Here is a 24,959-nt window from a genome sequence, read left to right as displayed (position 1 = left end):
GCGGGTTTTTCAAGCAGCCTCGCGCCTTGCCAGCGCAGGGCGGCGCAGAAAAGCGGAGGGCGCTCAGAATTAAGGACGCGGCCCGGCAAAAGCCAAATAGGCCTGCGCGACGGCGCGGGCGATGTCGGGCGTCGCATTGACCGGCGTGCGGCGCCAGTCCTCGAGCGCGCCGCTCCAGAGGCGGATCGCGCCGGCGCCGGCGAGCGCCGTGAGATAGTCGTCGATCTTGCCTCGGCGGCTAGGCGGCGGAACGACATAGACCGGCGCGGCGGTCGCGACCGCCTCTCCCACCATATTGACGCTGTCGCCGGTCACGATAATCGCGTCGGCGTTTGCGAGCATTGAGAGATAGGGGTTCTCTCCCTCTCCATCCCAGAAGAAGCCGCTCGGGGCGATGAGAACGCGCCGAAGCCTCTCGCGCAAAGCCATCGGCGTGCGTCGGGAGGCCGTCGCCATGACCGAGCGCCCGGCGGCGAGGAGCGACGCCGCGATCTCAGCGAGCTCCGCGGTTTCCCTCGCGCCATAGGCGCCATGCCGGCTGTCGCCGCCAACAATCAGCGCAACGCGCGGGCGGGGCAGGGCGGCGATGCGGACATCGGGCGCCGCGCGCGCCGCCGCGAGCCGCTCCGGCGTGAGCCGATTCGCCGGGGTGAGCGGCGAGAAGACATTCGCGCCGCGAAGGCCGTCATGGCGCGGCGCGATGATGAGGTCGGCGGCGCTTAGTCCGTTCGCGGGCTTGTTCAGATAGACCGTGAACGTGCGCCCGCCGGAGTCGCGCTTCAGTCGCCGGAGCGCGGGGATCGTCCGGCGTCCCGCGCCGATCGCGATATCGGGGTAGGGCGGGGCGTGTGCGAAGACGTCCCGCGGATCTGCTGGCGCAAAAGGCGCGAGCGCGGCGTAAAACACGCGCGGCGCGACGCGGCGGATGTCGGGAGTCGCGCCCAGCGCTTCGGCGAGGCCGAGCGTCTGCGCCTCATGCCCGGCGCGGCCGTCGGAGAGAACGCGGATTGTCGTAAGCGGCGGAAGGTTCAGGATCCTCGAAGCGCCCCCTCCCCAGCCCTCCCCCGCTTCGCGGGAGAGGGGGTCAGATCCGGGCCAGTGACACACGCCGCGCAACCTTTGCGGTTAGGGTCCCCTCTCCCGCTTTAGCGGGGGAGGGACAGGGAGGGGGCGACGCCGTCCCTCACCCAAACGCAACCTTCAGGATCTCGTAGCTCTTGCCGCCGCCCGGGGTCATCACCTCCACAGTGTCGCCGACCGTCTTGCCGATCAAGGCGCGCGCGATGGGGCTCGTGATCGAGACCCGGCCGCTCTTCACATCGGCCTCGGTCTCGCCGACGATCTGATAGGCCTTCTCTTCTTCGGTGTCCTCGTCGACGACCGTGACGGTCGCGCCGAACTTGATCGTCGAGCCCTTGAGCTTTGAGACGTCGATGACCTCGGCGCGCGATAGCTTGTCCTCGAGCTCGGCGATGCGGCCTTCATTCAGCGACTGCGCCTCTTTCGCCGCGTGATATTCGGCGTTCTCCGAAAGATCGCCATGCGCGCGCGCTTCAGAGATTTGCTGAATGATTCGCGGACGGTCCTCCTGCTGTCGGCGGCGCAATTCTTCGGTGAGCGCGGCGTAGCCGCCGGCGGTCATGGGTACCTTGTCCACCATTGCTTTCGCTTTCTAGTCTTTTCTTGAGTTTCGCCAATCACGCGGCGCATCGGCGGAGGTTGCGCCGCCGAACTGCGGCCATGCGCTAAGGCATAGGCCGCCAAGTGGTGGTCAAATGTTACCGCACCGCCGCTTGCGTCGCAGAACTCCCAATTTTCACTTGGTCGCGTTGGGCGGAAAATAGTCCTGCAGCGCCCGGACCCTAAGGTCTCCAGACACATAGGCGCGTATTCCCTGGGCCGCCGCGACCGCCCCCGCCAGGGTCGTATAATAGGGAACCTTATGCAGAAGCGCGGCGCGGCGCAAGGAGCGCGAGTCCGCAAGCGCCTGCGCCCCTTCGGTGGTGTTGAAGACGAGCGCGATCGAGCCGTTCTTGATGGCGTCGACGATATGCGGCCGTCCCTCCGACACCTTGTTCAGTTTCTGGGCGGGAATTCCCCGCTCGACGAGATAGCGCGCCGTGCCGCCCGTGGCGACGATCGAGAACCCAACCTCCTTCAGCAGGCGGACCGCCGGAATGATTCGGCCTTTGTCCGCGTCCCTGACCGAGACGAAAACGACGCCCTCGCGCGGGGCCTTGGTGCCGCCGCCGAGCTGGCTCTTGACGAAAGCGGCGTCAAAAGAGGTGTCGAGACCCATGACTTCGCCCGTCGAGCGCATTTCGGGGCCAAGGACGGTGTCCACGCCCGGGAACCGCGCGAAGGGGAAGACAGCCTCTTTCACGCCGACATGCGCGGGCTTCGTGTCGAGCGGATCGAAATCGACGAGCTTCGCGCCGGCCATCACCCGAGCCGCGATCTTGGCGATGGGGCTGCCGATCACCTTGGCGACGAAAGGCACGGTGCGCGAGGCGCGCGGGTTCACCTCGAGCACATAGATCTCGCCATCCTTGAGCGCGAATTGCACATTCATCAGGCCGACGACTCCAAGCGACATGGCAAGGCTTTTGGTCTGCGCCTCGAGCGCGGCGATCGTCTCTGGCGCGAGCGAGCGCGGCGGCAGCGAACAGGCCGAATCGCCTGAATGAATGCCCGCCTCTTCGATATGTTCCATGACGCCGGCGACGACCGCTTCGTCGCCATCGGCGAGACAATCGACGTCGATTTCGATGGCGTCGGTCAGATAGCGATCGAAGAGCAGCGGATTCTTGCCGAGCACCGTGTTGATCTGCCCGGTCTTGTCATTCGGGTAGCGCGCCTTGATCTCGGAGGGCACGAGGCTTGGCAACGTGCCGAGAAGATAATCGTCGAGATCGCTTTGATCGCGGATGATCGCCATGGCGCGGCCGCCGAGCACATAGCTTGGGCGCACGACGAGCGGCAGTCCAAGCTCCTGCACGACGATCCGCGACTGCTCGACGGAGTAGGCGATGCCGTTCTTGGGCTGCTTCAACCCCAGCTTGTCGAGAAGCCGTTTGAAGCGATCCCGGTCCTCGGCGAGGTCGATCGAATCGACCGGCGTGCCCAGAATAGGCGCGCCCGCCTGCTCGAGCCCGTGTGCAAGCTTCAGCGGCGTTTGCCCGCCATATTGCACGATGACGCCCACAAGCACGCCGTTGGACTTCTCGACGTCGAGAATTTCGGCGACGTCTTCATTCGTTAGCGGTTCAAAATACAGCCGGTCGGAAGTGTCGTAATCCGTCGAAACCGTCTCCGGATTGCAATTGATCATGATCGTCTCGAAACCGGCTTCGGCGAGCGCGAAGCAGGCGTGACAGCAGCAATAGTCGAATTCGATGCCTTGCCCGATGCGGTTCGGCCCGCCGCCCAGAATGACGATCTTGTTCTTGTCCGAGGGCCGCGCCTCATTCGCGGGGCTCCCGATGAACGGCGTCTCATAGGTCGAATACATATAGGCTGTGGGCGAGGCGAATTCGGCCGCGCATGTGTCGATACGCTTGTAGACGGGTCGCACGTCGAGACGGTGGCGCATCTCGCGCACGTCTGCCTCATCCAGGCCCGTAAGCGTCGCGAGGCGCGAATCGGAGAAGCCGGCGAATTTGAGCTTGCGAAGATTTTCGGCGTCCTCTGGCAGCCCGTAGCTCTTGACCTTGTTTTCGAGCGCGACGATTTCCGCGATGCGCTCGATGAACCACATGTCGATCTTGCTGGCCTCGTGAATGGCTTCAGCGCTCATGCCGAGCCGCAGCGCCTGGCCGACGACGAGCAGCCGGTCCGGCGTTGGCGTGCCCAGCGCGCCGCGCAGCACATTCATATCGTCGCCTTTTCCGAAGCCTTCGATCTCGATCTCGTCGAGGCCGCAGAGGCCGGTCTCCAGCGAACGCAACGCCTTTTGCAGCGACTCGGCGAAATTGCGGCCGATCGCCATCGCTTCGCCGACCGACTTCATGGCCGTCGTCAATATCGGCTCGGCGCCCGGAAATTTTTCGAAGGCGAAGCGCGGAATTTTGGTGACGATGTAGTCGATCGTCGGTTCGAAGGACGCTGGCGTCGCCCCGCCGGTAATGTCGTTGGCGATCTCGTCAAGCGTGTAGCCGACCGCCAAACGCGCGGCGACCTTGGCGATCGGGAAGCCGGTGGCTTTCGACGCCAGCGCCGACGAACGCGACACGCGCGGGTTCATCTCGATGACGATCATGCGGCCGTTTGAGGGATCGACCGCGAATTGCACGTTCGAGCCGCCGGTTTCGACGCCGATCTCGCGCAACACCGCGATCGAGGCGTCCCGCATGATCTGGTATTCTTTGTCGGTCAGCGTCAACGCCGGCGCGACGGTGATGCTGTCGCCTGTGTGCACGCCCATCGGATCGATGTTTTCGATGGAGCAGACGATGATGCAATTGTCCGCCTTGTCGCGGACGACTTCCATCTCGTATTCCTTCCAGCCGAGAACGCTCTCTTCGACCAGCACTTCATTCGTCGGCGAGGCGTCGATGCCGCGCTCGACGATCTCGATGAACTCCACCTTGTTGTACGCGATGCCGCCGCCCGTGCCGCCGAGCGTGAAGGACGGACGGATGATCGCCGGCAGACCGATATCGTCGAGCGCCTCGAGCGCGGCGGACAATGTCTTGACGTGATGCGAGCGCGGCGTGTCGAGGCCGATTTTCGTCATCGCCTCGCGGAACAGTTCGCGGTCTTCGGCCTTGTCGATCGCATGGGCGGTCGCGCCGATCATCTCGACGTCGAATTCTTTCAGCACGCCCATTTTTTCGAGACTGAGCGCGCAATTGAGCGCGGTCTGTCCGCCCATCGTCGGCAGCAGCGCGAAGCCGCCGGGCGCCGCGTAGCGCTCCTTCTCGATGATCTTGGCGACGATTTCGGGCGTAATCGGCTCGATATAGGTGCGGTCCGCCATATCCGGGTCGGTCATGATCGTCGCCGGATTGGAGTTGACGAGAACGATCCGATAGCCTTCCGCCTTGAGCGCCTTGCACGCCTGGGTGCCCGAATAGTCGAATTCGCACGCCTGGCCAATGACGATGGGGCCGGCGCCGATGATCATGATCGTGGAAATGTCGGTTCTTTTCGCCATGTGATCCTGTTGGCCGTCCGCAGCGCGCGAGTATCTGGCCTCGTGCTGAGGCGCGCCGTAAGGCGCGTCTTGGAACCACGAGGCGAGATATGTTCAGCGGTTCCCTCGTCCTTCGAGACGGCGGCTTCGCCGCCTCCTCAGGATGAGGACACCTTTCGTCTTTCAACCTGACGCACCCCGCACGGCTGGGGAGCGCGCATAAAAAAGGGCCGCGATTCCGGCCCTTGGACCAGAACGCGTCCCGAACTTGCCCGTCATATTGTCGGCGAACCGGCGATGCGGGCGGCGAGCGGGGCGCGCCCGGCTCGAAAGTCGCCGACTGTCTAGACGAGAATGACGGTCATGTGAAGGGGCGGCGAGGGTGGGAGAGGGTTAGCCGGCGTAACCGCCATCCTCGAGAAACCGGCGCTCCTCTTCCGTCGACTCGCGTCCAAAAATGGGATTGCGATGTGGGAATCGCCCAAAGCGGCGAACAATGTCGCAGTGGCCTTCGGCGTGAGCGAGAAATGGTCCGCCGAGCCGTGACGCGAGCGTTACAGAGCGCTCCTGGTCTGACAAACTCTCCGAATGGCCAAACGGCAGGTAGAAAAAGCCCTGCAGTTGCGGCTCGACATCGCGATCGAACCCGGCCTCAATCGCCTTGGCGGCGATTTCGCGCGCGAGCCCGTCGGTTGCGTACATCCGCGGGGCATTGCGGAAGGCGTTGCGCGGAAACTGGTCCAATAGCAGCACCAGCGCCAAGGCGCCTGCGCTTGTCTCGAGCCAATGCCAGAGTCCGCCGCGCGCGACGACGTCGTGCAGGTCGAGGAAGCGGTCGCGGAAGCGTTGGTCGAATTCGGCGTTCTTGGCGAACCAGAGGTCTGGCCCCGCCTCGCGCCAAAAATCGATGACCTCAATCGCTGACGCAGGCGGATCAGTCATGACGCCCTGGTTCAAATGCACAACTGCCCGTCAGCTATTATCGTTTTGCGGCGAATTTGCGCTATCATCGGCGCTCTTTCTCATCGTCCAATAGGGGGACTATGCGCCTCATCGTTCGCTTGCCGATCTGCTTAATTTGCCTGCTTTGCGCGTCGGGCAGTCGCGCTGACGACCTGTCAGCCGTCTTTGCGCAATGCGCGGCATGTCATGGCGCGGACGGGATCGCCAAAAGCGCCGACGTTCCGCATCTTGCCGGACAGCATGAACTCTATCTCTTCAATCAAATCAAGGCGTTCAAAACCGGCAGGCGGGCGCATAAGGAGATGCGCTATATGAGCCGCCAAATGTCGGAAGCCGAGATGCGGGACATCGCGCGTCACTACGCAACGATGCCGCGCTGAGCATGTCGACGGAGCGCCAGCTTGCGACGTACGCGTCGGTCGGCGTCGGCGCGACGCTCGCGCATTACGCCATTCTCATCGCATTGGTCGAAGGCGCGGGCTGGCGCGCCGTGCCCGCGACGCTGTGCGGCTATGTCGTCGGCGGCGTTGTGGCCTATCTCCTGAACCGCCGCCACACCTTCGCAAGCGATCGGCCGCATGCCGAGGCGACGTGGCGATTTGCGCTGGTCGCCTTCGTCGGCTTTTGCGTCACCTATGCGTTGATGAGCCTTTTCGTCGATCGCTGGGCCGCGCCTTATCTCCCAGCGCAGTTGGTCACGACCGTGCTCGCGATGTTCGTCACCTTCGCGCTGAACCGGCGATGGACATTTGGGTGAAAAGTCCGCGGGCCACGGCTGGGTGCCTAAGAATCCGCTTAGAAAAAATGTTCAGCTGCGGCCTGTCCTGCAGTGCGCGGGGAAATCAGATCGGCAAGTTCCTCAAGAAGTGGTTTCAATTTGGCGCGGTCTGCCGTCGCCAGCTCCCTTTCAATCGATGAACTCCAGCGGCCCGGCCTAAATAGATTTCTGGCGCGACCACGTACGTTAAGCGCGGCGTGATCTCGCTCTTCTGGATCTGGTAGACCGCCGTTTCTGAGGCCTTTCACAATACGAGCCTTGAGCTTCGGAATAGCTCCGTCGGACTCAGCTAGTAGCGCTAGCACAGCTAAACCATAGATGGATCGTTCAAGAATCGCCCATCCGGATCGATGTGGTCCTGCCTTGAACATCCACGACGCAAGAAGATCGGTGATCTTAAGTGCAATGTTTTTGCAGTCACGTTGATGCGCGTCGAGGGCCGCATCGAACAACGTCTCCGTCATTTGGAAGTTTTCGATGAATGTTATCGCGTCCGGTTCATCCGGCATAAAAGAAAAAACCGAGATCAACCAAAGCGCGTGGTTACGCAATTTATCCTGGAGGACGCGATTGCATGCTGGAGCATTCGATACGGCGAGTAGCATGCTGGTTAGCGAACTGATCCAGTGGATCATGTCGAATGTGAAGTGCGATCTCCGGTTGATCGCTTCAAGAAGGAGTTCTTTTTCTGTCTCATATATCCCGTCAGCCCATTGTTCGATGCTGTGTATGGCCTGTTGCGCGTTCTCATCGTTCTCATTCGCATCGGAGATTGCGTTTACGAGCCCTGCAAGACGCTCGCACAGTGCTTGTGAATTGGTGGCCGAATAATATGGACCGAGATACAGACTATGGGTACTCATCAGAGGCGTGCCCGGAGTCGTCAGAAACACTTTTACAAGAAGAGACATGGTGCCGCGGATTTCTTTGGCCAAAAATCGCACGTCGTGAGATCGAGTCCGGAGTAGGTCGAAACTGAGGCCCGCAATCTGTTCAACACAGGCGGATGTGACCGGCCGGTAGTCCTCTTTTACCACGCCACAACATGCGAGGGCACCGAGTTTCTCCACCAGCGTCTGGATAGCGATCGGACCTTCGACTATGAGGAGGACGCCTGCGCATTGACCCATCAATTGCGCGCCGGTCATTAGAACGTCAGCCATGTTGTGCGGCACGGTACGCTCAACTTCCTGCGATAGATAACCGGCAGCAAGGTGAGCATGGGTCTTCGTGGCATGGGGAATGCTGTAGTCAATTCCGGAATATACCGAGACCAATGCCGCAAATGCTTTTAGCGTTTGTTCGATCTGCTGTTCGTCTCCACGTGAAATCCCGATCCGAGCGGTTTGCCGAAGATGCTCGAGTGTGTCGTTGATGAAGCCATCAGTAGTATACGGGTTGTCGAACAAGAGCTGGTTGGCAAAAAAAGTTTTTCCCTTAGCTTCCACGTAAGCGGCATTAATCGCGACCACTGCGCGAATCGCCGCTGCGCTAACTTCATGGTCACCTTGCTCGGCGTACCGGCGAGCGAATGAGACGGCATAGCGGACTGCCTGTTTGGCACCGTTGGTCCAATGGCTATTCGCTTGGAAGTAGACGGCCCGTGCAACGTCATGTTGCGAAGCGAAAGGCTCTTCGTATTCGCTAGGTCCGGGGCTCGGATCGGTAAGAAGTGGGGCAGCGCGCTTAGCGCTTCGCACCCAAGCTCGAAAATCTCGGCACGTACTGTCAATCACGAGTCCTAATTGACGGGTCGGATTGATGAGGACGAGCGCTCGTCTATAACCCGTGAGAAATAGAACCAGGATCAGCGCGATTGACCAAGATGCAACGAATATTGCAATGCCGATATTCTCGCTATCGGGAATTAATGAGAGTCCTGCAACGATCACTGCAAGCAGGAAGGCTGCTGCAAAGGCGCTAAGCAAGAGCCGGTCAGTGCTGAGCCTTTGGAACAGGCCATGCGGCATGCGCTCGACGTTGACCTGCATTGAGAACAGCACGAGCGATGTGACGATAGCTGTGGCTCCGAGCAGCGCACCTCCAAGTGTCTGGAATAGCGTGCGCAGCATTTGCAACTGGCTCCCCTCAGCCAACAGGGGTTCGAGGTGCTCTTGCAACGCCGGAATCCCGAGCGCGCTGACGGCCATTAGGAGAACCAGCAAAATTGTCCCCGCAATTTCACCGTGTCTGAGACGCCAGACTTGAAAGCGATACCGAGCCAAATAGAATCGTTGCCAAGAAAGAGCCTTAGCCCGGCTCAGCGCTTCGTATTGCAGGCGCAGCCATTGCCTCATCCGCCGACGCGCGCGGAGCAAGCTCATACGCGTGATTCGGCTAAGCGACATCGATTGCATCGTAATTTCGCACCTATCCACGTGGTTCAAGAAAGTCTGAAATTCCACAAAATACCCGACCCAATCCCGCCTCGCCCCGACCCGATCACGGCCACTTCACCAGCGGCGGCATCGAGGAGAGGATCGAGTCGACATTGCCGCCGGTCTTCAATCCGAAGATCGTGCCGCGGTCGTAGAGCAGATTATATTCGACATAGCGGCCGCGCCGCACGAGCTGCTCGTCGCGCTGCGCCTCGCTCCATGGCTTGGCGAAATTGCGCCGCACGAGTTCGGGATAGATGTCGACAAAGCTTTCGCCGACGTCGCGGGTGAAGGCGAAATCTGCATCCCAGGCGGAGTTTGCAGCGTCTCCGGCGCTGTTGAAATAGTCGTAGAAAATGCCGCCGATGCCGCGCGGCTCGTTGCGGTGGGCGAGGAAGAAATATTCATCGCACCATTGCTTGAACCGCGCGTAGTCGGCGACGGAATGGCGCTCGCAGGCGCCGCGCATCGCGGCATGGAAGGCGATCGTGTCGGGATCGTCCTGCGTGCGGCGCGCGTCGAGCACCGGCGTCAGGTCGGCGCCGCCGCCAAACCACGCCTTGCTCGTCACAACGAAGCGCGTGTTCATATGCACGGCGGGAACATTCGGATTCCAGGGATGCGCGATCAGCGAGATCCCCGTCGCAAAAAAGCGGGGGTCTTCCGCCGCGCCCGGGATCTGCTTGGCGAATTCAGGCGCGAAGGTTCCAAAGACGGTGGAGCAATGCACGCCCGCCTTTTCGAAGACGCGCCCCTTGATCATCCCCATGCGCCCGCCGCCGCCCGGCACGCCGCTGTGATCCGTTCGGCTCCAGGCGGTGAGAACAAACCGGCCGGGCTCTTCAGCCTCGGGCGCGAATGGCCCCGGCGCTTCATCCTCCAGCGCTTCGAAGGCGGCAATGATGCGCAGCTGCAACGACTCGAACCATGCGCGGGCGGCGTCTTTGCGGGCTTCGAGCTGATCGGGCGCGGCGTTCATCGACGTCTCCTCTTCTCGCCGCTTCATCCCGCCGGCGCCGCGCCTTGTCAATTCAGCAGAACTATTGCGCCAGGGCGATCGGGTGAAGGGTTTCCTCATCCTGAGGAGCGTGCGCAGCACGCGTCTCGAAGGACGAGGAAACCCGTTTTCGCGTATTCTTCCTCACCCTCGTCCTTCGAGACGCCGCCTGCGGCGGCTCCTCAGGATGAGGGTGAGGAAGACTATCCTTCCCGATTCCCCTGACTATCGCGCCATCTCCGCGACTTTCATCTTGGGGTCACGCGGCGCGGCCGACGTCGCCGTCGCCGCCGCGAAGCCGGCGCGCAGAAACTGCGCCAGCGCCGTCTTGACGTTTCTGCCGCGCTCGGTGAGTTCGGTGACATAGCAAAAGCGCGGCTCGCCATTCGGCCAGGCGTCGTTTCTGGCTTTCGCCAGGCGCATGTCTTCGAGCACCTGCGCCTTCACCTCGCGCGAGTCCTTCATCGTAATCAGCCCGTCAGCCGCCAAATGCCGGTCCGCGGCATAGTCCTCGTTCATTTTCTGAGTGGCCGACGCGAAGTCGCACAGCTTACCCTGATCGCCGACATAGAGAATGCGCTCGACCCAGTTCGCGCGCAGCGACAGAATGTCGTCGGGCAGCATTCCCCTCATTTCCGCGGGCAGGGAGTGATAGATCGGCGTCGACTCGGCGATCTGATCCACGGCGAACGCGGCTTTCACGTTGAACCCTTCGAAGCTTTGGATCTGAGTGAGTTTGACGAAGGCCTTACCGATTGCGCCGCGCGCCTCGGCGAAGTTGGTCACGAGGGCGTAAAGGCCCACGCAGAGCACTCCCGTGAACACGGCCGCATTGAGAGATTTGAGCAGCCGCTGCCAAAGTACTAGCGAGACGCGAATTGCCTGATGGGTCATATCGCCCTCCCAAAATTCATTAAGATCGCCCTAAGAAGCGGCGACGTTTTCCAACAAAGAGGGTTTTATCGCAACGCGCTGTGCGCCGCCGCACCTCGTCAGCGGGCGCGCAGCTGCCGAAGCGCCTCGCTCATGACGATCGCCGCGGCGACGGCGACGTTCAGCGAGCGCATGCCGCCGCACATGGGAATGCGAAGCGTCAGATCGGCGGCGGCATGGACCTCTTCCGGCGCGCCTGCGGACTCCCGGCCGACGAGCAGGATGTCGCCGTCGCGATAGTCGCAGTCGAGATAGGACGCCGACGCCCGCGTCGAAAGCAGCAGCAGCCGACGGCTCTCGCCCACCCGGCCGGACGCCGCCCGCCAGGCCTCAAAGGCCGCGAAGGATGCGTGTCGGTCAATCGTCACGTGATCGAGATAGTCCATGCCGGCGCGGCGAAAGTCGCGATCGCTTGTGGGAAATCCGGCCGGCCCGATGATCGCCGCCGAAACGCCGAGGCACGCGCATGTGCGCAGCATGGCGCCGGCGTTCTGAGGAATGTCCGGCTGGTACAAGGCTAGCTTAAGAGAAGTCATGGTCCGTTCGAGTGGGAGGAGATGGTGAATTTGCGGCATATCGCCGCGAATATCGGCAACGGTCTTGTGCAGCAGGGTGAATACCCAAATTTCCCTATGTCGGCTTGTGGACAGCGGCGGGGATTCGCGTCACATATCACCTCCGCCCCGCCGCAGCCTTGGCATTGCCATGGTGCGGCGCCGCAGCGATTGGCCGGAAGCGGCAAACGTGGAACGATCGCCTTGGGCGCAGCCGCAGCCTCGGCCGCGAAGACTTGAGAGCGTTGGGAGAGGTTCGAGCGTGACAAGCAAAGACACCGCCGCAAAACCGGCGGAGCCAAGCCGGCGGGACATTCTCTATATCGCAACGGGCGCCGCCGCAGCAGGCGCCGCGGCCGGCATGGTCTGGCCGCTGATCGCCCAGATGAACCCGGACGCGTCCACCCTCGCGTTGGCCTCGACGGAAGTCGATCTTTCTTCGGTCCCAGAAGGCCAGATTGTCACCGTGAAATGGCGCGGCAAGCCGGTTTTCGTGCGCCATCGGACGCCGGCCGAAATCAAGGCGGCGGAGGACACGCCGCTGTCGGTTCTGCCGGATCCGGAGGCCGATTCGAAACGCGTTCAAAAACCCGAATGGCTCGTGATCATCGGAGTTTGCACGCATCTCGGCTGCATTCCGACCGGCAAGGAAGGCGAATACAACGGCTGGTTCTGTCCCTGCCACGGCTCGGTCTACGACCTTTCGGGCAGGATTCGCAGCGGCCCGGCGCCGACCAATCTGGAGGTGCCGCCTTACGCCTTCATCGCCGAGAGCAAAATTAAGATCGGCTAGCCAAGGCCAAGCGCCTTTCATTTTTCCCGCGCGAGATTCCGAGAGCACCAGGCCCATGGAAGGACATTCCCAATACACGCCCAAGAGCGGCTTCGCTCGCTGGTTGGAGCGCCGTCTGCCGATTTTGAGCTTCATGCATGGTTCTTTCGTCTCCTATCCGACGCCAAAAAACCTGAACTACATGTGGGTGTTTGGCGCGATCTTGAGTTTCATGCTCGTCGCGCAGATCGTCACGGGCGTCGTCCTTGCGATGCATTACACCCCGGAAACGACGCTCGCTTTCGATTCCGTCGAGAAGATCATGCGCGACGTGAATTGGGGCACCGTGCTGCGCTACGCGCACGCCAATGGCGCGTCGATGTTCTTCCTCGCCGTCTACCTCCACATCTTCCGTGGCATGTATTACGGGTCTTACAAGGACCCGCGCGAGGTCTTGTGGATTCTCGGCGTGGTGATCTTCATGCTGATGATGGCCACGGGATTCCTCGGCTATGTCTTACCGTGGGGACAGATGTCCTTCTGGGCGGCGACCGTCATCACCAATCTCTTTTCCGCCATTCCCGTCGTTGGAACCGCAATCACCACTTGGCTGCTCGGCGGCTATTCCGTCGACAATCCGACGCTCAATCGCTTCTACGCTTTGCATTATCTGGTGCCGTTCATCATCGTCGCCATCGTCGCGCTTCATGTTTGGGCGCTGCATGTGACGGGCCAGAACAATCCGTCCGGCGTCGAAGTGAAGGACATCAAGAAGGAAACGGTTCCTTTCACGCCCTATGCGACCATGAAGGACGCGGTCGGCATCGCGGTTTTTCTCGTCGTCTACGCCTGGCTGACGTTTTTCGTGCCGAATTACCTCGGCCATCCGGACAACTACATCGAAGCCAATCCGCTCGTCACGCCGCCGCATATCGTGCCGGAGTGGTACTTCCTGCCGTTCTATGCGATCCTTCGCGCGATCCCGAACAAGCTGCTCGGCGTCACTGCTCTCTTCGCCTCGATTTTGATCACCGCGGCGCTGCCGTGGCTCGATACGTCGAAGGTGAAATCGGCCGTGTATCGGCCGCTGTTTCGCAAGGAGTTCTGGATTTTTGTCGCGGTGTGCATCGGGCTCGGCTATCTGGGGGCGCAGCCCGCCGAAGGCGCTTATCTTTGGTTCGCCCGGCTATTGTCGGCTTATTATTTCCTGCACTTCCTCGTCATTTTGCCAGTCATCGGCAATGTGGAGAAGCCGGAGCCGGTGCCTGAATCCATCGACGCTTCTATCCTGCGGGGGGAAACCTCCCATGTCTGAGGCGCGCGCAAGATCCACGAAATGGCAGTCCTCCGTGAATCGCCTGTCGCTGGTTCCCCTCACGATTGCTGCGGCGATGACGCTGGTCAGCCCCGCCTGGAGCCAGCAGGAGGCGCCGCCGTCCGCGACTGATCAGGTCGCGGCGCCTGAGGCCAAGGAAAAGGAATCGCGGCACGAGAGCGAGCGACATGAGCAGAAGCCCAAGCGCTTCGATTGGAGTTTCGCCGGCGCCTTCGGCCGCTACGACAAGGCGCAGTTGCGCAGAGGTTTCAAGGTCTACAAGGAGGTCTGCTCCTCCTGCCATTCGATCAAAATGCTCGCCTTCCGCAACCTTTCGCAGCCCGGCGGGCCGGAGTTTCCTGAAAAAGAGGTCGAAGCGCTCGCCGCGAGCTACAAGATCAAGGACGGCCCAAACCAGGCGGGCGAGTATTTCGATCGGCCGGGGCGCCCAAGCGACCGCTTCCCCCCGCCTTTCGCCAATGAACAGGCGGCGCGCGCAGCGCTTGCCGGCAATTATCCGCCGGACATGTCGGTTCTGGCCAAAGCGCGCGGCTATTCGCGCGGCTTTCCGCTCTTCCTGTTCGACGCTTTGCCGGGCTTTTCCTATCAGGAACACGGCGTCGACTACATCACCTCGCTGATGGAGGGCTACGAAGACCCGCCGCCAGACGTGAAACTGCCGGAAGGACAGTTTTACGATCCCTATATGCCCGGCCGGCGCATCGGCATGCCGCCGCCGCTTTCAGACGGCGTGGTGACTTACGATGACGGCGCCCCGCAGACGATCGACCAATACGCCAAAGACGTCGCGGCGTTCATGATGTGGGTCGCAGAGCCGCATCTTGAGTCGCGCAAGCGAGTCGGGCTTGGCGTCGTGGCCTTCCTGCTCGTCTTCGTCGGGCTGCTCTATTTCACCAAGCGCAGGATCTGGTCGAACGTGCCGCATTAGTTAGGCGGCGCGCTCGCCGACGAGTCGCCCGGCGCCGTCACTTGATCTTCTTCAGTTCGGCGAGCGCGCTGGTCGCGTGCTTGACGGCGCGCGCGGAGTCGCCAAACCGCCCACGCATTTCAGCGAGACGCAGATGCCTGATCGCGCGGTGCAGCAGCTTGTTGGCGGCGCGATCCCCTTCGACGGCCTTTTCGTGCAGCGCCTCGCGCGCATGGCCGAGCGCGCTCATCACATGCGTAACGATCTCCTTGGAGTCGCCCTTCGCGCCGTCGTCTATCGCCTCCTGAGTATGCTCAATCGCCGCCTCCACATGCACGCCGATGCCGGCCAGCGCACAAGTGCCGGAAAAAGCCAGCGCCGAAACGGTCAGAATCGCGAATACGCTCATTCGAGGCGTCATTGTCGTCTCCCCATCGCCGCCAGTGGGCATGGCTTCAGCTTGTCCTAGAGTTAGGGCGTCCATTGCAACGCCTCAATCCCCTCGTGGCGTCGGCGGTTTCTTGATTGCAGGCGCCAAATCGGGCACAAGGCGCTAGCGTCTCTGGGCTTTCGTCGCCCGCTCATTTTCCCGGAAAGGTTGCAATGTCGGAGATCTTGCGCGTCGGCATCGCGGGGCTCGGCACCGTCGGCGCGGCGGTGGCGCGCCTGCTCCGCCGCCAAGCCGAGGCGCTGACCGCCCGCACCGGACGGCAGATCGTCCTGGCGGGCGTTTCGGCGCGCGACGCCGCGAAGGTTCGGGACGCCGATCTTTCCGGCGCGGAGTTCTTTCCAGATCCGGTCAAGCTCGCGTCCTCGCCAGCGATCGATCTTTTCGTCGAATTGATCGGCGGCTCGGAAGGGCCAGCGAGGGCCAGCGTTGAAACCGCGCTCGCACATGGCAAGGCGGTCGTCACCGCTAATAAGGCGCTGCTCGCCGCGCATGGCTTACATCTCGCAGCGCTCGCCGAGGAGAACCATGCCGCGCTGGCTTTTGAAGCGTCCGTCGCCGGCGGCATTCCGATCGTCAAGACGCTGCGCGAGGGGCTCGCCGGCAATTCGATCGAGCGCGTCTATGGCATTCTCAACGGCACCTGCAATTACATCCTGTCGCGCATGGAAAAGGAGCAGCTCTCCTTCGAGGAATGCGTGAAGGAGGCGCAGAGGCTCGGCTATGCCGAGGCCGATCCGACCTTCGACATCGGCGGTTTCGACACCGCCCACAAGCTTGCGATCCTCACCTCGCTTGCCTTCGGCACGCGCATCGCCGCCGGCGCCATTGATATCGAGGGCATCGAGCGCGTGACGCTCGCCGACATCGACGCGGCGGCTGAGCTTGGCTACCGCATCAAGCTGCTTGGCGTTGCGCAGCGCACCGCTGATGGGGTCGAGCAGCGCGTCCATCCGACGATGGTCAGCAAGAACTCCGCCATCGCCCAGGTAATGGGCGTCCTGAACGCCGTCACCATCGACGCCGACGCGGTGCATGAACTGACGCTTGTTGGGCCGGGCGCCGGCGGCGACGCGACGGCCTCGGCCGTCGTCGCCGATATCGCCGACATCGCCAAGGGTGTGCGTTCGGCGCCGTTCGGTCTGCCGACCGCGAAGCTCGCCGAGCTCAAGCGCACGCCGATGCAGCGCCACGAAGGCGGCTATTACATCCGCATGTCGGTGCGCGACGTCGCCGGCGCTTTCGCCAAGATCGCGACGCGCATGGCGGAGCGCCGCATATCGCTTGAAAGCATCGTGCAACGCGGCGCGCGGGGCGCGCCTGGCGATTGCGTCGATGTCATCCTCATCACCCATGCGACAAGCGAACATCTCGTGCGCGAGGCGCTGGACCTGATCTATCAGGATGGCGTCATCGTTTCGCGCGCGCAGGTCATCCGCATCGAGCGCGAGTAGCGAGACATGACGCAGCAGCCTGAAACCGACGCGTCGAAGATCGACCGCTACCTGACGTTGGAGCTGGCGCGCGCGTCAGAGCGCGCCGCGGTCGCCGCCGCCAAATTCCGGGGACGCGGCGACGAAATGGCCGCCGACCTCGCGGCGGCGGAAGCGATGCGCGAGGAGCTGTCGCAGCTTCCCGTGCGCGGGCGCATCGTGATCGGCGAGGGCGATGAGGACGCCGCGCCGATGCTCTACATTGGCGAAGAAATCGGCGCGGGCGTTGGTCCCCGCGTCGATCTCGGCGTCGCGGCGCTCGAAGGCTCGACGCTTTGCGCCAAGGACATGCCAGGCTCGATGGCCGTCGTCGCCATGGCGCCGGCGGGATCGCTTCTTCATGCGCCCGACGTTTACATGGACAAGATCGCCATCGGTCCGGGATACCCTGAGGGCACAATCGATCTCGATCGCGAGCCCGGCGACAACATTAGAGCGCTTGCGATCGCCAAGGGCGTGCGGGCGAGCGAAATCACGGTCAGCATTCTCGACCGGCCGCGCCACGCAGAAATCATTCGCAATTGTCGTAATGCCGGCGCCTGCGTGCGCCTCATCACCGACGGCGACGTGGCCGCGATCATTCTCACCACCCATCCTTTTGAAACCGGCGTCGACATGTATCTTGGCCGCGGCGGCGCTTCGGAAGGCGTGCTCGCTGCCTGCGTCCTGCGTTGCGCGGGCGGCCAGATGCAGGGACGGCTGGCGCTCGAAACGCGTGATCAGATTGCGCAGGCGCAGCGTTTGGGCCTTCTAGATCCGCGCCGCAAATATACGGTCGGCGACATGGCGGCCGGAGATGTCGTCGTCTGCGTGACCGGGGTCACCGCCGGGCCGCTCGTCGGCGGCGTGTCGCTCGGCAAGACGACGATCGACACCGAGACGATCGTCTATCGCTCGGCGACAGGCACGATCCGCCGCATCCATGCGATACATCGCGCCGCCGGCAAGTTCGATTGACGTCCGCGCTAATAAGTCCTGCCGGTTTCGAGCTGAGTTTTGGCGTCGAGCTTGCGCATCGGCGGGGGCGGATAATCCGGTGGCGGCGGGGGCTGCGTCGCACAGGCGGCGAGCGACAAAGCGAAAAGCGAAGCAAGGATCAGATGAAGGCGTCGCATCAGTTTCGTCCACATTTCTCAAGAGGGCGCGCATCTTCGCGCCTCTTGCGTAAGAGCGTGGCTGTGGCGACGGAATTATGTCCATCCCGCGCCGGCGGGACGGCGCGCCAATGACTCCCGCCGCCCATATCTCCGCCGCGATCGAGGTGCTGGACGATGTTGCAAAGCGCCGCCGACCCGCCGCCGAGGCGCTAAAGGACTGGGGCCTTGCGCATCGCTTCGCGGGCTCGAAGGATCGGGCCGCCATCGCCAGTCTCGTCTTCGATGCGCTGCGGAAGCGCGCTTCGGCCATCTACGTTATGGGCGCGGACGATCCGCGCGCGATCATGCTGGGCGCGCTGCGCGAGGCGCGCGGCTTCAACGTCGAGGCGATCGCGGCGCTCTGCTCGGGCGCCGGCCATGCGCCGGCCCCGCTTTCGGACGAGGAGCGCCATCGGTTGGAGACGGCCTCGCTCGCTGACGCGCCGGATCATGTGCGCGGGGACTATCCGGAATGGCTCGCCTCGCATTTTGAGGCGGCGTTCGGCGCGCGCGCAGCGGAAGAAGGCGCGGCGCTCGCCGCTCGCGCGCCTGTCGATCTGCGCGTCAATATTCTGAAATGCTCGCGCGAACAGGTGCTCGAAAAGCTCGCGCATCTCTCTCCTGCGCCGACGCCGCTTTCGCCGATCGGCCTGCGCATCGAGGCGGGGCAGGGGCGGGGTCCGGCGCTGACGGCCGAGACCGCCTATGTGAAGGGGCTCGTCGAGCCGCAGGACGAGGCCTCGCAGCTTGCGGCGCTGCTCTGCGCCGCTGGGCCGGGCGAGCAGGTTCTCGATCTTTGCGCTGGCGGCGGCGGCAAGGCGCTGGCGCTCGCGGGGCAGATGCATAATCGCGGGCAGGTCTACGCCTATGATTCGGACGGGCGGCGCCTCATGCCGATCCATGAGCGGCTGGAGCGCGCCGGGGCCCGCAACATTCAGGTCCGTGCGCCGCGCGGCAAGGCCGACGTGCTGGCCGATCTCGAAGCGCGCTGCGACCTCGTGCTGATCGACGCGCCTTGCACGGGGACCGGCGCCTGGCGGCGCCATCCCGACGCCAAATGGCGGCTCGCGCCCGGCGCGCTGGACCGAAGATTAAAGGAACAGCGCGAACTCTTGGCGATGGCCGTCCGCTTCGTGAAGCCCGGCGGTCGGCTCGTTTACGTCACCTGTTCGGCGCTGCGCGAGGAAAACGAGGACCAGATCGCGGCGTTTCTCGCCGCCAATCCTGATTTTACGGCGCGTTCAGCCGCCGAAATTACGGAAATCGCCGGCCTCCCCGACCTCGCCCGCTTCGCCTCGCCGCACGGGCCGGGCATTCGCCTGTCGCCGGCGACAAGCGGCACGGACGGGTTTTACATTTGTGTCTTGGCGAAGCGCTGAGTAAGACCAGTCCGAGTGCTCCAACGAGCGTCATGCCCGCGCGTGTCGCGGGCATCCACGCCGACATTCCGCAGCAGCCCGGCGTGGATGGCCGGGACAAGCCCGGCCATGACGGTGAACTGCGGTTCAATCAGGTTTGCCCATGACCACCGCGCCCGACGCCTTCCATCACGACATCGCCGATCGCCATGACAAGGTGCTGATCGTCGATTTCGGCTCGCAGGTGACGCAGCTCATCGCCCGGCGCGTGCGCGAAGCGGGCGTCTATTGCGAGATCGCGCCATTCCAGACCGCCGAGCGCGCTTTCGCCGAGATCCGCCCCAAGGCGGTGATCCTCTCGGGCGGGCCGTGCTCGGTGACGGACGAGGGGTCTCCCCGCGCCCCGCAAAGCGTTTTCGACTCCGGCGTGCCGGTGCTCGGCATCTGCTATGGCGAGCAGACGATGGCGACCCAGCTCGGCGGCAAGGTCGAGGGCGGGCATCATCGCGAATTCGGCCGCGCCGATGTGACGGCGCTGGAGCACAGCGCGCTGCTCGACGGCGTGTGGGAGAAGGGCGGCAGCTTTCCGGTCTGGATGAGCCATGGCGACCGCGTGACGAAGCTGCCGGAAGGCTTTCGCGTCATCGCCGCTTCGGAAAACGCGCCCTTCGCCGCGATCGCCGATGAACGGCGCCGTTATTACGGCGTGCAGTTTCATCTCGAAGTCGTGCATACCCCGGACGGGGCCAGGCTGCTTTCGAATTTCGTGCACAAGGTCGCGGGACTGAAGTCCGACTGGACGATGGCGGCGTTTCGCGGCGAAGCCATCGCGGCGATCCGGCGCCAGGTCGGCGACGGGCGCGTGCTCTGCGGCCTCTCCGGCGGAGTCGACAGCGCCGTCGCGGCGGTGCTCATTCACGAAGCGATCGGCGAACGTTTGACCTGCGTCTTCGTCGATCACGGCCTGCTGCGGCAGGGCGAGGCGGAAGAGGTCGTGCGGCTCTTTCGCGATCACTACAATATTCCGCTGCATCACGTCGAAGCGGCAGACCTGTTCCTCGGCGCGTTAGAGGGCGTCGACGATCCGGAAGTGAAGCGCAAGACCATCGGCCGGCTGTTCATCGAGACGTTCGAAGCCGAGGCGAAGAAGATTGCGCAGGACGGGCAGGGTGCGCCGCAGTTTCTCGCGCAAGGCACGCTCTATCCCGATGTCATCGAGAGCGTCTCCTTCACCGGCGGCCCGTCGGTGACGATCAAATCGCATCACAATGTCGGCGGATTGCCGGAGCGCATGAACATGCGGCTCGTCGAACCCTTGCGCGAACTCTTCAAGGACGAAGTGCGCGCTCTGGGCCGCGAACTCGGATTGCCTGAAGCCTTCGTCGGACGCCATCCGTTTCCGGGGCCGGGGCTCGCGATCCGTTGCCCGGGCCTCATCACCCGCGAGAAGCTGGCGATCCTGCGCAAGGCCGACGCCGTCTATCTCGACGAAATCCGCAAGGCGGGATTGTATGACGTCATCTGGCAGGCCTTCGCGGCGCTACTGCCGGTGCGTTCGGTCGGCGTGATGGGCGACGGGCGCACCTATGACTACGTCGTCGCGCTGCGCGCGGTGACGTCAAGCGACGGCATGACCGCGGATTTCTATCCGTTCGACATGAATTTCCTCGGCCGCGCCGCGACGCGGATCATCAATGAGGTGAAGGGCGTCAACCGCGTTGTGTATGACGTGACGAGCAAGCCGCCGGGGACGATTGAGTGGGAGTGACCGGATACCCTCGGCGGCATTAGCGTTGATTCGGCCGCGCACCACGAGGTGGCCCGGCAATGTCGCAACAACATTGCTCTCGGCCAACTGCGCCAGCGCCAATGTGAATTTCGGCACTGTAAGCGCGACGCGGCGTGCGACTGAGACAGGGTTCATCGCGAGTACCGCACGCTCCAACACTTCCTCAACCACGAAGCGCGCCTGGTCGGCTTCATCGCGCACCGTGACGAGGCGTGGGCGCTCGGCCGATTCTCATGAGGACATTCCGCATGGGCGCCGCGCAACCAGTAGCAATCCGGAACCTTCGTCATCGGTCGACGGAACCCCATGGATCCAGTGCGCAATGGCGCCGCTGGCTAGCCCCATTGCAGCTGAAGCATGCCAGGACCACGCTTCACTGTAATGATGGCTGGCGCTTTTGAAAGGCGTACAATGTTCTATCCAATAGATCAGGGCGTCGTGTTTACCCCAGGGAACGTTCTCTATGCTGTCGATGACGACGTTGACGTCTTTCGCCAGGTGGATCAGCGCAGACTTCGTCCACCACGTTAGATGGTGGGGTGGCGCGTTCATCAAGAAATTTGGTATGCGGGTCATTGCGGAAGGGACATGCGGCACGCCGACCATAATTAGCCCCCCCGGTTTGACTGCCTGCACCATCTCAGCGAAGAGGTTGACGGGCGCCTTGACATGCTCAAGGACCTGAAAGGCGCACACGGCGTCATAAGCCCCCGTGTGATTTACGAGGTGCTGAGCTAGCGTCTCGCTGCACACCGAGCCGTCGGCGTCGCCTTCGGCGACATGCGGGTCAAGCCCAGTGTAAGTCGCCTGTGGCACGCATGTTCGGAAGTTCGCAAGTCCGCACCCGATATCGAGCACGCGCGCGCCGGGCTTGACGTGTCGGGCGGCCATCTCAAACTCCGGGCGGGCGGTTTGTTTGGAATAGAGACCTAAAGCGCGAAGTCTTGAATAGAAAGCCGCGTAAAATGCGTCGTCGCCTTCAACAAGTGGGTCGAAGAAATAGAGACCTGTGGGCGACTCCCACAAGCCAAATCGATCGACCCCGTCGAAGCTCGGCCGGGGATCCGTCTTGAACTCAATTCGCCATAAGCGAATGAGGAGAAGTGCTGGCACCCACTGAATATGGCGGACTGCGGGAAGGCCGGTGATCGGGCAAGCCGGAACGCGTCCCTGATCCAAGGTCATTGAGGTCTGCCTCCAATTTCGTGCTTGCTACCGGTTGGCGATTTTGTGGCCGGCGTGGAGGCGCATGCAAGCAAAATCAGCATGGACCCTCGGATCAAGTGTCAGAGACAGGACCCTGGAACGCGAGGCGAGCCGTTGAGCGATGACGGCCGCCGCAGCGGAGATCGGCTCTTGTCGGGGATGCAAGACCCTAAATCTCGCCATCACAGCAGGCAGAGAACTGTATGAAAAAATTTGGAATCGCCGATCGTCGGCGCAGCGCTTTGCTTTGCATGTCCCCCAGACTTCGTCGCGTTGCGCGCGCTATGCGGATTCGAGATTCTTTCGCAGCAAAGACACGAAGCAAACCGACTGCCGGGAATTTACGTGACTCGTCGCGTGGCCGGCTGAGCAACCTCAATCGGCTCCCCGTCCACGCTCATTGCAGGAGCGGCCGGTCATAGACTAACATCCTCTAGCCCCGCCCACGGGCAGTCTCGCGATGGGATAAGCAGCGTGCGCAAAAGGACAACCCCATGACGAATGCGGTCATTCATGCGTCGGTGCCGATGAAGCAATTCCGCTGCCCAAACGGACTGCGTGTTTGGAATGCTCCGAAGTCTCGCCATGATACGCGCTTTCTCTTCAAGGAGATTTTCGAACGGCGTTGTTACGAGCAGCATGGAATTACGGTCAATAACGGCGATGTTGTTCTCGATATAGGCGCAAATGTCGGGATGTTTGCGCTTTCACTGATGGAGCGCTTTCGTGATCTCAAGATCGTATGCGCGGAGCCGGTGCCCAACACATATGCCTGCCTCGAACGGAACCTGAGTGGATCACCACGTCGGAGTTTGCACGACATAACGCTTCTTGATTGCGCGATTGGATCAACGAACGCAGACGCGACGATCGCGTTTTTTCCGCAAATGCCCAGTAACTCGACACTGCATTTGCAAGAAAAGCGGCGCCACTGGGAGAAATTTTCCGCGGAAGTAACCTCGTCTGAGCTCTCGAATCTGCATCGCGCTTTTGCGTTCCTTCCGCGCCGCGTGTTTGCTCTATTCGTGAAGCCGATGCTCAAAGACGCGCAGACTATAAAGTGCAAGATACAGACCTTGAGCGACACAATTCGTCAACAGGCGCTAGGAAGCGTTGATCTGTTGAAGATCGACATCGAAGGCGCCGAGATCGAAGCGCTGCATGGTTTGGAAGAACAACACTGGCCTCTAATCCGGCAACTTGTGCTCGAGGTAGAACCTTCAAACAAGCGCGTATTGTCGTCGCTTGTCGCGAAACTCGGGGACTTGGGATTCAGCAAAGTGACGGTCGAGAGTTTCGCGGGCGGAACGGTCGACATCGAAGACTCAAAGCCTTGCACCGTCTACGCTTTGCGCATGACAGGATAGCAATAGGCAAAAGCGGCGCAATCACCTTTATTGAAGGAGACTAACGAAAATGCAGATCTCCGATTCATGAAATCGCCTTCGATAAATCAGGAAACCGCTTGCGTTATGAAATTGCGCGCCGCTTGGGCGAGGGAAGGATCGAAAAGCGCCGACCTCTTTTGACTGGTCGAGCGAGAGTTTGATCGCCCTGACGTCGACCTCTCGAAAGATTGGCTCGGCGCGCGCGCTTACCGGACGGCGTGGCGCGCCGCTTTTCCAACGACAAACTAGGCGGCGCGCCATGCTTAAATGCCTGTCGGCCTCGCCGGTAAAGCGCGTGGTATTTGAGCCGACTGGTTCTTGCCACCGCGCCCTCCAACGCACTCAATACGGCAGGTCTGCCGGTCGCCAAGGTCAATCCACGGCGGGCGCATCGCTTCGCCGGGGCCATTGAGAGACTAGTCAAAACCGATCGCGTTGATGCCGCCACTCTCGCAGGCATGGGCGAGCTTCTCGATTTGCCGGAGCGGCCTGTGCCAGCCAAAATCATTTTCTCCGTCACGCTCGCGGGAAGAGCGGGCGGTGGAACCCGTGTCCCGAAATGAAGGGGCGACAACAAGAATTCAGCCAAGACCGCAATCACCCGATTGCTTTCAATCTGCCAATTTCTTTAGGCAATCACCGGCAGCCTCGGCGGTCGTCTTTGCGGTTAAAGGGCTTAATCTGCCAGAGCTTACCTTGCTTAGGGTGATTGCTGTTACGACCGCCTCGTTGTCAGCTCCTCGACGCATTTTCCCGACTGCTGCCGCATAGATGGCTTTAGAGTCAGGTGAAAGACCCGCTGCACATGCGTCCGCCTTTTTTCTGTCGGCGTAAGCTGGCGAAGCGAGAAGGGCGGCAACTATCCCGACTTTTAGCGCCCTCATGTGTATCTCCTTCGTCGACTCGTGGTGCTTGCTATATCGGAAAATCTCGACATCGAGTTAAGCTCACATTCGGCTGCGCTAGGCGGTCGAGCCAGCGCGAAAGGCGCGGCAGCGAATGCGGCAGCGTCGCGCTTTGATGTACAAGGAGCGCGCACAGCTTCTGCGTCGAGGTCGCGCCGCAGTTGAGCGGTGTGCAGACGATGGCGTCGCCCGTGCGTCGCATGAGGCCGTTCCAGCGCGCGCTATCATAGACGATTCTGGAGCAGGTGTGATGCGCTCCGGCGCGCTCATCTGAGATCCCCCCGCGTGGCGATGACATCGGAGAAAACTTCTCCGGTCAACAAGCAAAAAATGTTCCTGGCGTCATTGCGATTGGGAGCCAGCCAGAGAGATGGTCGACGGCAGTTGCGCCATCTCTTTAAACACGCTTCAGGAATGGATCGTCTCCCGATTGGATCACGGCGCAATTTTCGCTTTTTCAAAAATTTCCAAATCAAGGAAGTCG

Annotated in this window: 22 protein-coding genes; 11 read left to right on the top strand and 11 right to left on the bottom strand. The window is 62.1% G+C overall.

Going from position 1 to position 24,959, the window contains the following annotated elements:
- Positions 1-69: 69 nt before the first annotated feature.
- The 4 genes from ACPS74_RS02505 to ACPS74_RS02490 form a co-directional block, all read right to left on the bottom strand.
- Positions 70-1,107, bottom strand: coding sequence for a mitochondrial fission ELM1 family protein (locus ACPS74_RS02505; RefSeq protein WP_083481342.1), 1,038 nt, complete (start codon positions 1,105-1,107; stop codon positions 70-72).
- Positions 1,108-1,183: 76 nt separating this feature from the next.
- A complete protein-coding gene (greA, locus tag ACPS74_RS02500; RefSeq protein WP_029649943.1) occupies positions 1,184-1,660 on the bottom strand; it encodes a transcription elongation factor GreA in 477 nt (158 codons plus the stop codon).
- A gap of 156 nt (positions 1,661-1,816) precedes the next feature.
- Positions 1,817-5,155 carry a carbamoyl-phosphate synthase large subunit gene (gene carB, locus ACPS74_RS02495; RefSeq protein WP_029649940.1) on the bottom strand — a complete coding sequence of 1,113 codons (3,339 nt, stop codon included), beginning with the start codon at positions 5,153-5,155 and terminating at the stop codon, positions 1,817-1,819.
- A 372-nt stretch (positions 5,156-5,527) separates the two neighbouring features.
- Complete coding sequence (locus tag ACPS74_RS02490; RefSeq protein WP_029649938.1) at positions 5,528-6,076, bottom strand: DUF924 family protein; 549 nt, start codon at positions 6,074-6,076, stop codon at positions 5,528-5,530.
- A 101-nt stretch (positions 6,077-6,177) separates the two neighbouring features.
- On the opposite strand from ACPS74_RS02490, the gene ACPS74_RS02485 reads away from it, so the two are divergent.
- Both ACPS74_RS02485 and ACPS74_RS02480 read left to right on the top strand, forming a co-directional pair.
- Positions 6,178-6,477, top strand: a complete 300-nt coding sequence (locus ACPS74_RS02485) for a c-type cytochrome (protein WP_029649936.1) — start codon at positions 6,178-6,180, stop codon at positions 6,475-6,477.
- 2 nt (positions 6,478-6,479) lie between these two features.
- Positions 6,480-6,854, top strand: a complete 375-nt coding sequence (locus ACPS74_RS02480; protein WP_029649935.1) for a GtrA family protein — start codon at positions 6,480-6,482, stop codon at positions 6,852-6,854.
- Positions 6,855-6,892: 38 nt separating this feature from the next.
- Here the strand turns inward: ACPS74_RS02480 and ACPS74_RS02475 are convergent, their stop codons facing one another.
- From ACPS74_RS02475 to ACPS74_RS02460, 4 genes are all read right to left on the bottom strand, one after another.
- Positions 6,893-9,199, bottom strand: coding sequence for a hypothetical protein (locus tag ACPS74_RS02475; protein WP_055725713.1), 2,307 nt, complete (start codon positions 9,197-9,199; stop codon positions 6,893-6,895).
- Positions 9,200-9,317: 118 nt separating this feature from the next.
- Complete coding sequence (hemF, locus tag ACPS74_RS02470; protein WP_029649927.1) at positions 9,318-10,232, bottom strand: oxygen-dependent coproporphyrinogen oxidase; 915 nt, start codon at positions 10,230-10,232, stop codon at positions 9,318-9,320.
- Positions 10,233-10,475: 243 nt separating this feature from the next.
- The gene (locus ACPS74_RS02465) at positions 10,476-11,144 is read right to left on the bottom strand and encodes a hypothetical protein (protein WP_029651481.1); all 669 of its coding nucleotides are present in this window, start codon (positions 11,142-11,144) and stop codon (positions 10,476-10,478) included.
- Positions 11,145-11,242: 98 nt separating this feature from the next.
- Positions 11,243-11,719, bottom strand: coding sequence for a tRNA (cytidine(34)-2'-O)-methyltransferase (locus ACPS74_RS02460; RefSeq protein WP_029651482.1), 477 nt, complete (start codon positions 11,717-11,719; stop codon positions 11,243-11,245).
- Positions 11,720-11,999: 280 nt separating this feature from the next.
- On the opposite strand from ACPS74_RS02460, the gene petA reads away from it, so the two are divergent.
- From petA to ACPS74_RS02445, 3 genes are read left to right on the top strand one after another with little or no spacing between them, the layout of a single operon-like run.
- Positions 12,000-12,530, top strand: coding sequence for a ubiquinol-cytochrome c reductase iron-sulfur subunit (petA, locus tag ACPS74_RS02455; protein ID WP_018408200.1), 531 nt, complete (start codon positions 12,000-12,002; stop codon positions 12,528-12,530).
- A gap of 55 nt (positions 12,531-12,585) precedes the next feature.
- Positions 12,586-13,824 (top strand): cytochrome b, encoded by a 1,239-nt coding sequence (locus tag ACPS74_RS02450; protein WP_029651483.1) that lies wholly within the window; start codon positions 12,586-12,588, stop codon positions 13,822-13,824.
- Positions 13,817-14,773 carry a cytochrome c1 gene (locus tag ACPS74_RS02445; protein ID WP_239754466.1) on the top strand — a complete coding sequence of 319 codons (957 nt, stop codon included), beginning with the start codon at positions 13,817-13,819 and terminating at the stop codon, positions 14,771-14,773. Before ACPS74_RS02450 ends, ACPS74_RS02445 begins: the two co-directional genes overlap by 8 nt.
- 37 nt (positions 14,774-14,810) lie before the next feature.
- Here the strand turns inward: ACPS74_RS02445 and smbP are convergent, their stop codons facing one another.
- Positions 14,811-15,161, bottom strand: a complete 351-nt coding sequence (gene smbP, locus ACPS74_RS02440; RefSeq protein WP_029651485.1) for a small metal-binding protein SmbP — start codon at positions 15,159-15,161, stop codon at positions 14,811-14,813.
- A gap of 194 nt (positions 15,162-15,355) precedes the next feature.
- On the opposite strand from smbP, the gene ACPS74_RS02435 reads away from it, so the two are divergent.
- Positions 15,356-16,654, top strand: a complete 1,299-nt coding sequence (locus ACPS74_RS02435) for a homoserine dehydrogenase (RefSeq protein ID WP_029651486.1) — start codon at positions 15,356-15,358, stop codon at positions 16,652-16,654.
- A 6-nt stretch (positions 16,655-16,660) separates the two neighbouring features.
- Entirely contained in the window at positions 16,661-17,650 is a 990-nt protein-coding gene (glpX, locus tag ACPS74_RS02430) for a class II fructose-bisphosphatase (protein WP_029651487.1), read from the top strand.
- 8 nt (positions 17,651-17,658) lie between these two features.
- Here glpX and ACPS74_RS02425 read toward each other — a convergent pair whose 3' ends face one another.
- A complete protein-coding gene (locus tag ACPS74_RS02425) occupies positions 17,659-17,808 on the bottom strand; it encodes a hypothetical protein (RefSeq protein ID WP_018408206.1) in 150 nt (49 codons plus the stop codon).
- 110 nt (positions 17,809-17,918) lie between these two features.
- Between ACPS74_RS02425 and ACPS74_RS02420 the strand changes: the two genes are divergently transcribed.
- Together ACPS74_RS02420 and guaA are read left to right on the top strand one after the other, a co-directional pair.
- Complete coding sequence (locus ACPS74_RS02420) at positions 17,919-19,208, top strand: RsmB/NOP family class I SAM-dependent RNA methyltransferase (protein ID WP_029651488.1); 1,290 nt, start codon at positions 17,919-17,921, stop codon at positions 19,206-19,208.
- A 142-nt stretch (positions 19,209-19,350) separates the two neighbouring features.
- Entirely contained in the window at positions 19,351-20,955 is a 1,605-nt protein-coding gene (gene guaA / locus ACPS74_RS02415) for a glutamine-hydrolyzing GMP synthase (protein ID WP_029651489.1), read from the top strand.
- A gap of 252 nt (positions 20,956-21,207) precedes the next feature.
- On the opposite strand, the gene ACPS74_RS02410 is transcribed toward guaA, so the two are convergent.
- Positions 21,208-22,161 (bottom strand): class I SAM-dependent methyltransferase, encoded by a 954-nt coding sequence (locus ACPS74_RS02410; protein WP_029651490.1) that lies wholly within the window; start codon positions 22,159-22,161, stop codon positions 21,208-21,210.
- Between the two features lie 515 nt (positions 22,162-22,676).
- Here ACPS74_RS02410 and ACPS74_RS02405 point away from each other — a divergent pair.
- Together ACPS74_RS02405 and ACPS74_RS02400 are read left to right on the top strand one after the other, a co-directional pair.
- Positions 22,677-23,549: an FkbM family methyltransferase gene (locus tag ACPS74_RS02405; RefSeq protein WP_029651491.1), complete on the top strand. Its 873-nt coding sequence runs from the start codon at positions 22,677-22,679 to the stop codon at positions 23,547-23,549.
- A gap of 323 nt (positions 23,550-23,872) precedes the next feature.
- Complete coding sequence (locus tag ACPS74_RS02400) at positions 23,873-24,133, top strand: hypothetical protein (RefSeq protein WP_029651493.1); 261 nt, start codon at positions 23,873-23,875, stop codon at positions 24,131-24,133.
- Positions 24,134-24,959: the final 826 nt, after the last annotated feature.

This window comes from Methylocystis sp. SB2, from assembly GCF_049817085.1.
In the GTDB taxonomy this organism is placed as follows: Bacteria; Pseudomonadota; Alphaproteobacteria; order Rhizobiales; family Beijerinckiaceae; genus Methylocystis; species Methylocystis rosea.
This window is presented reverse-complemented; position numbering and strand designations above follow the sequence as displayed.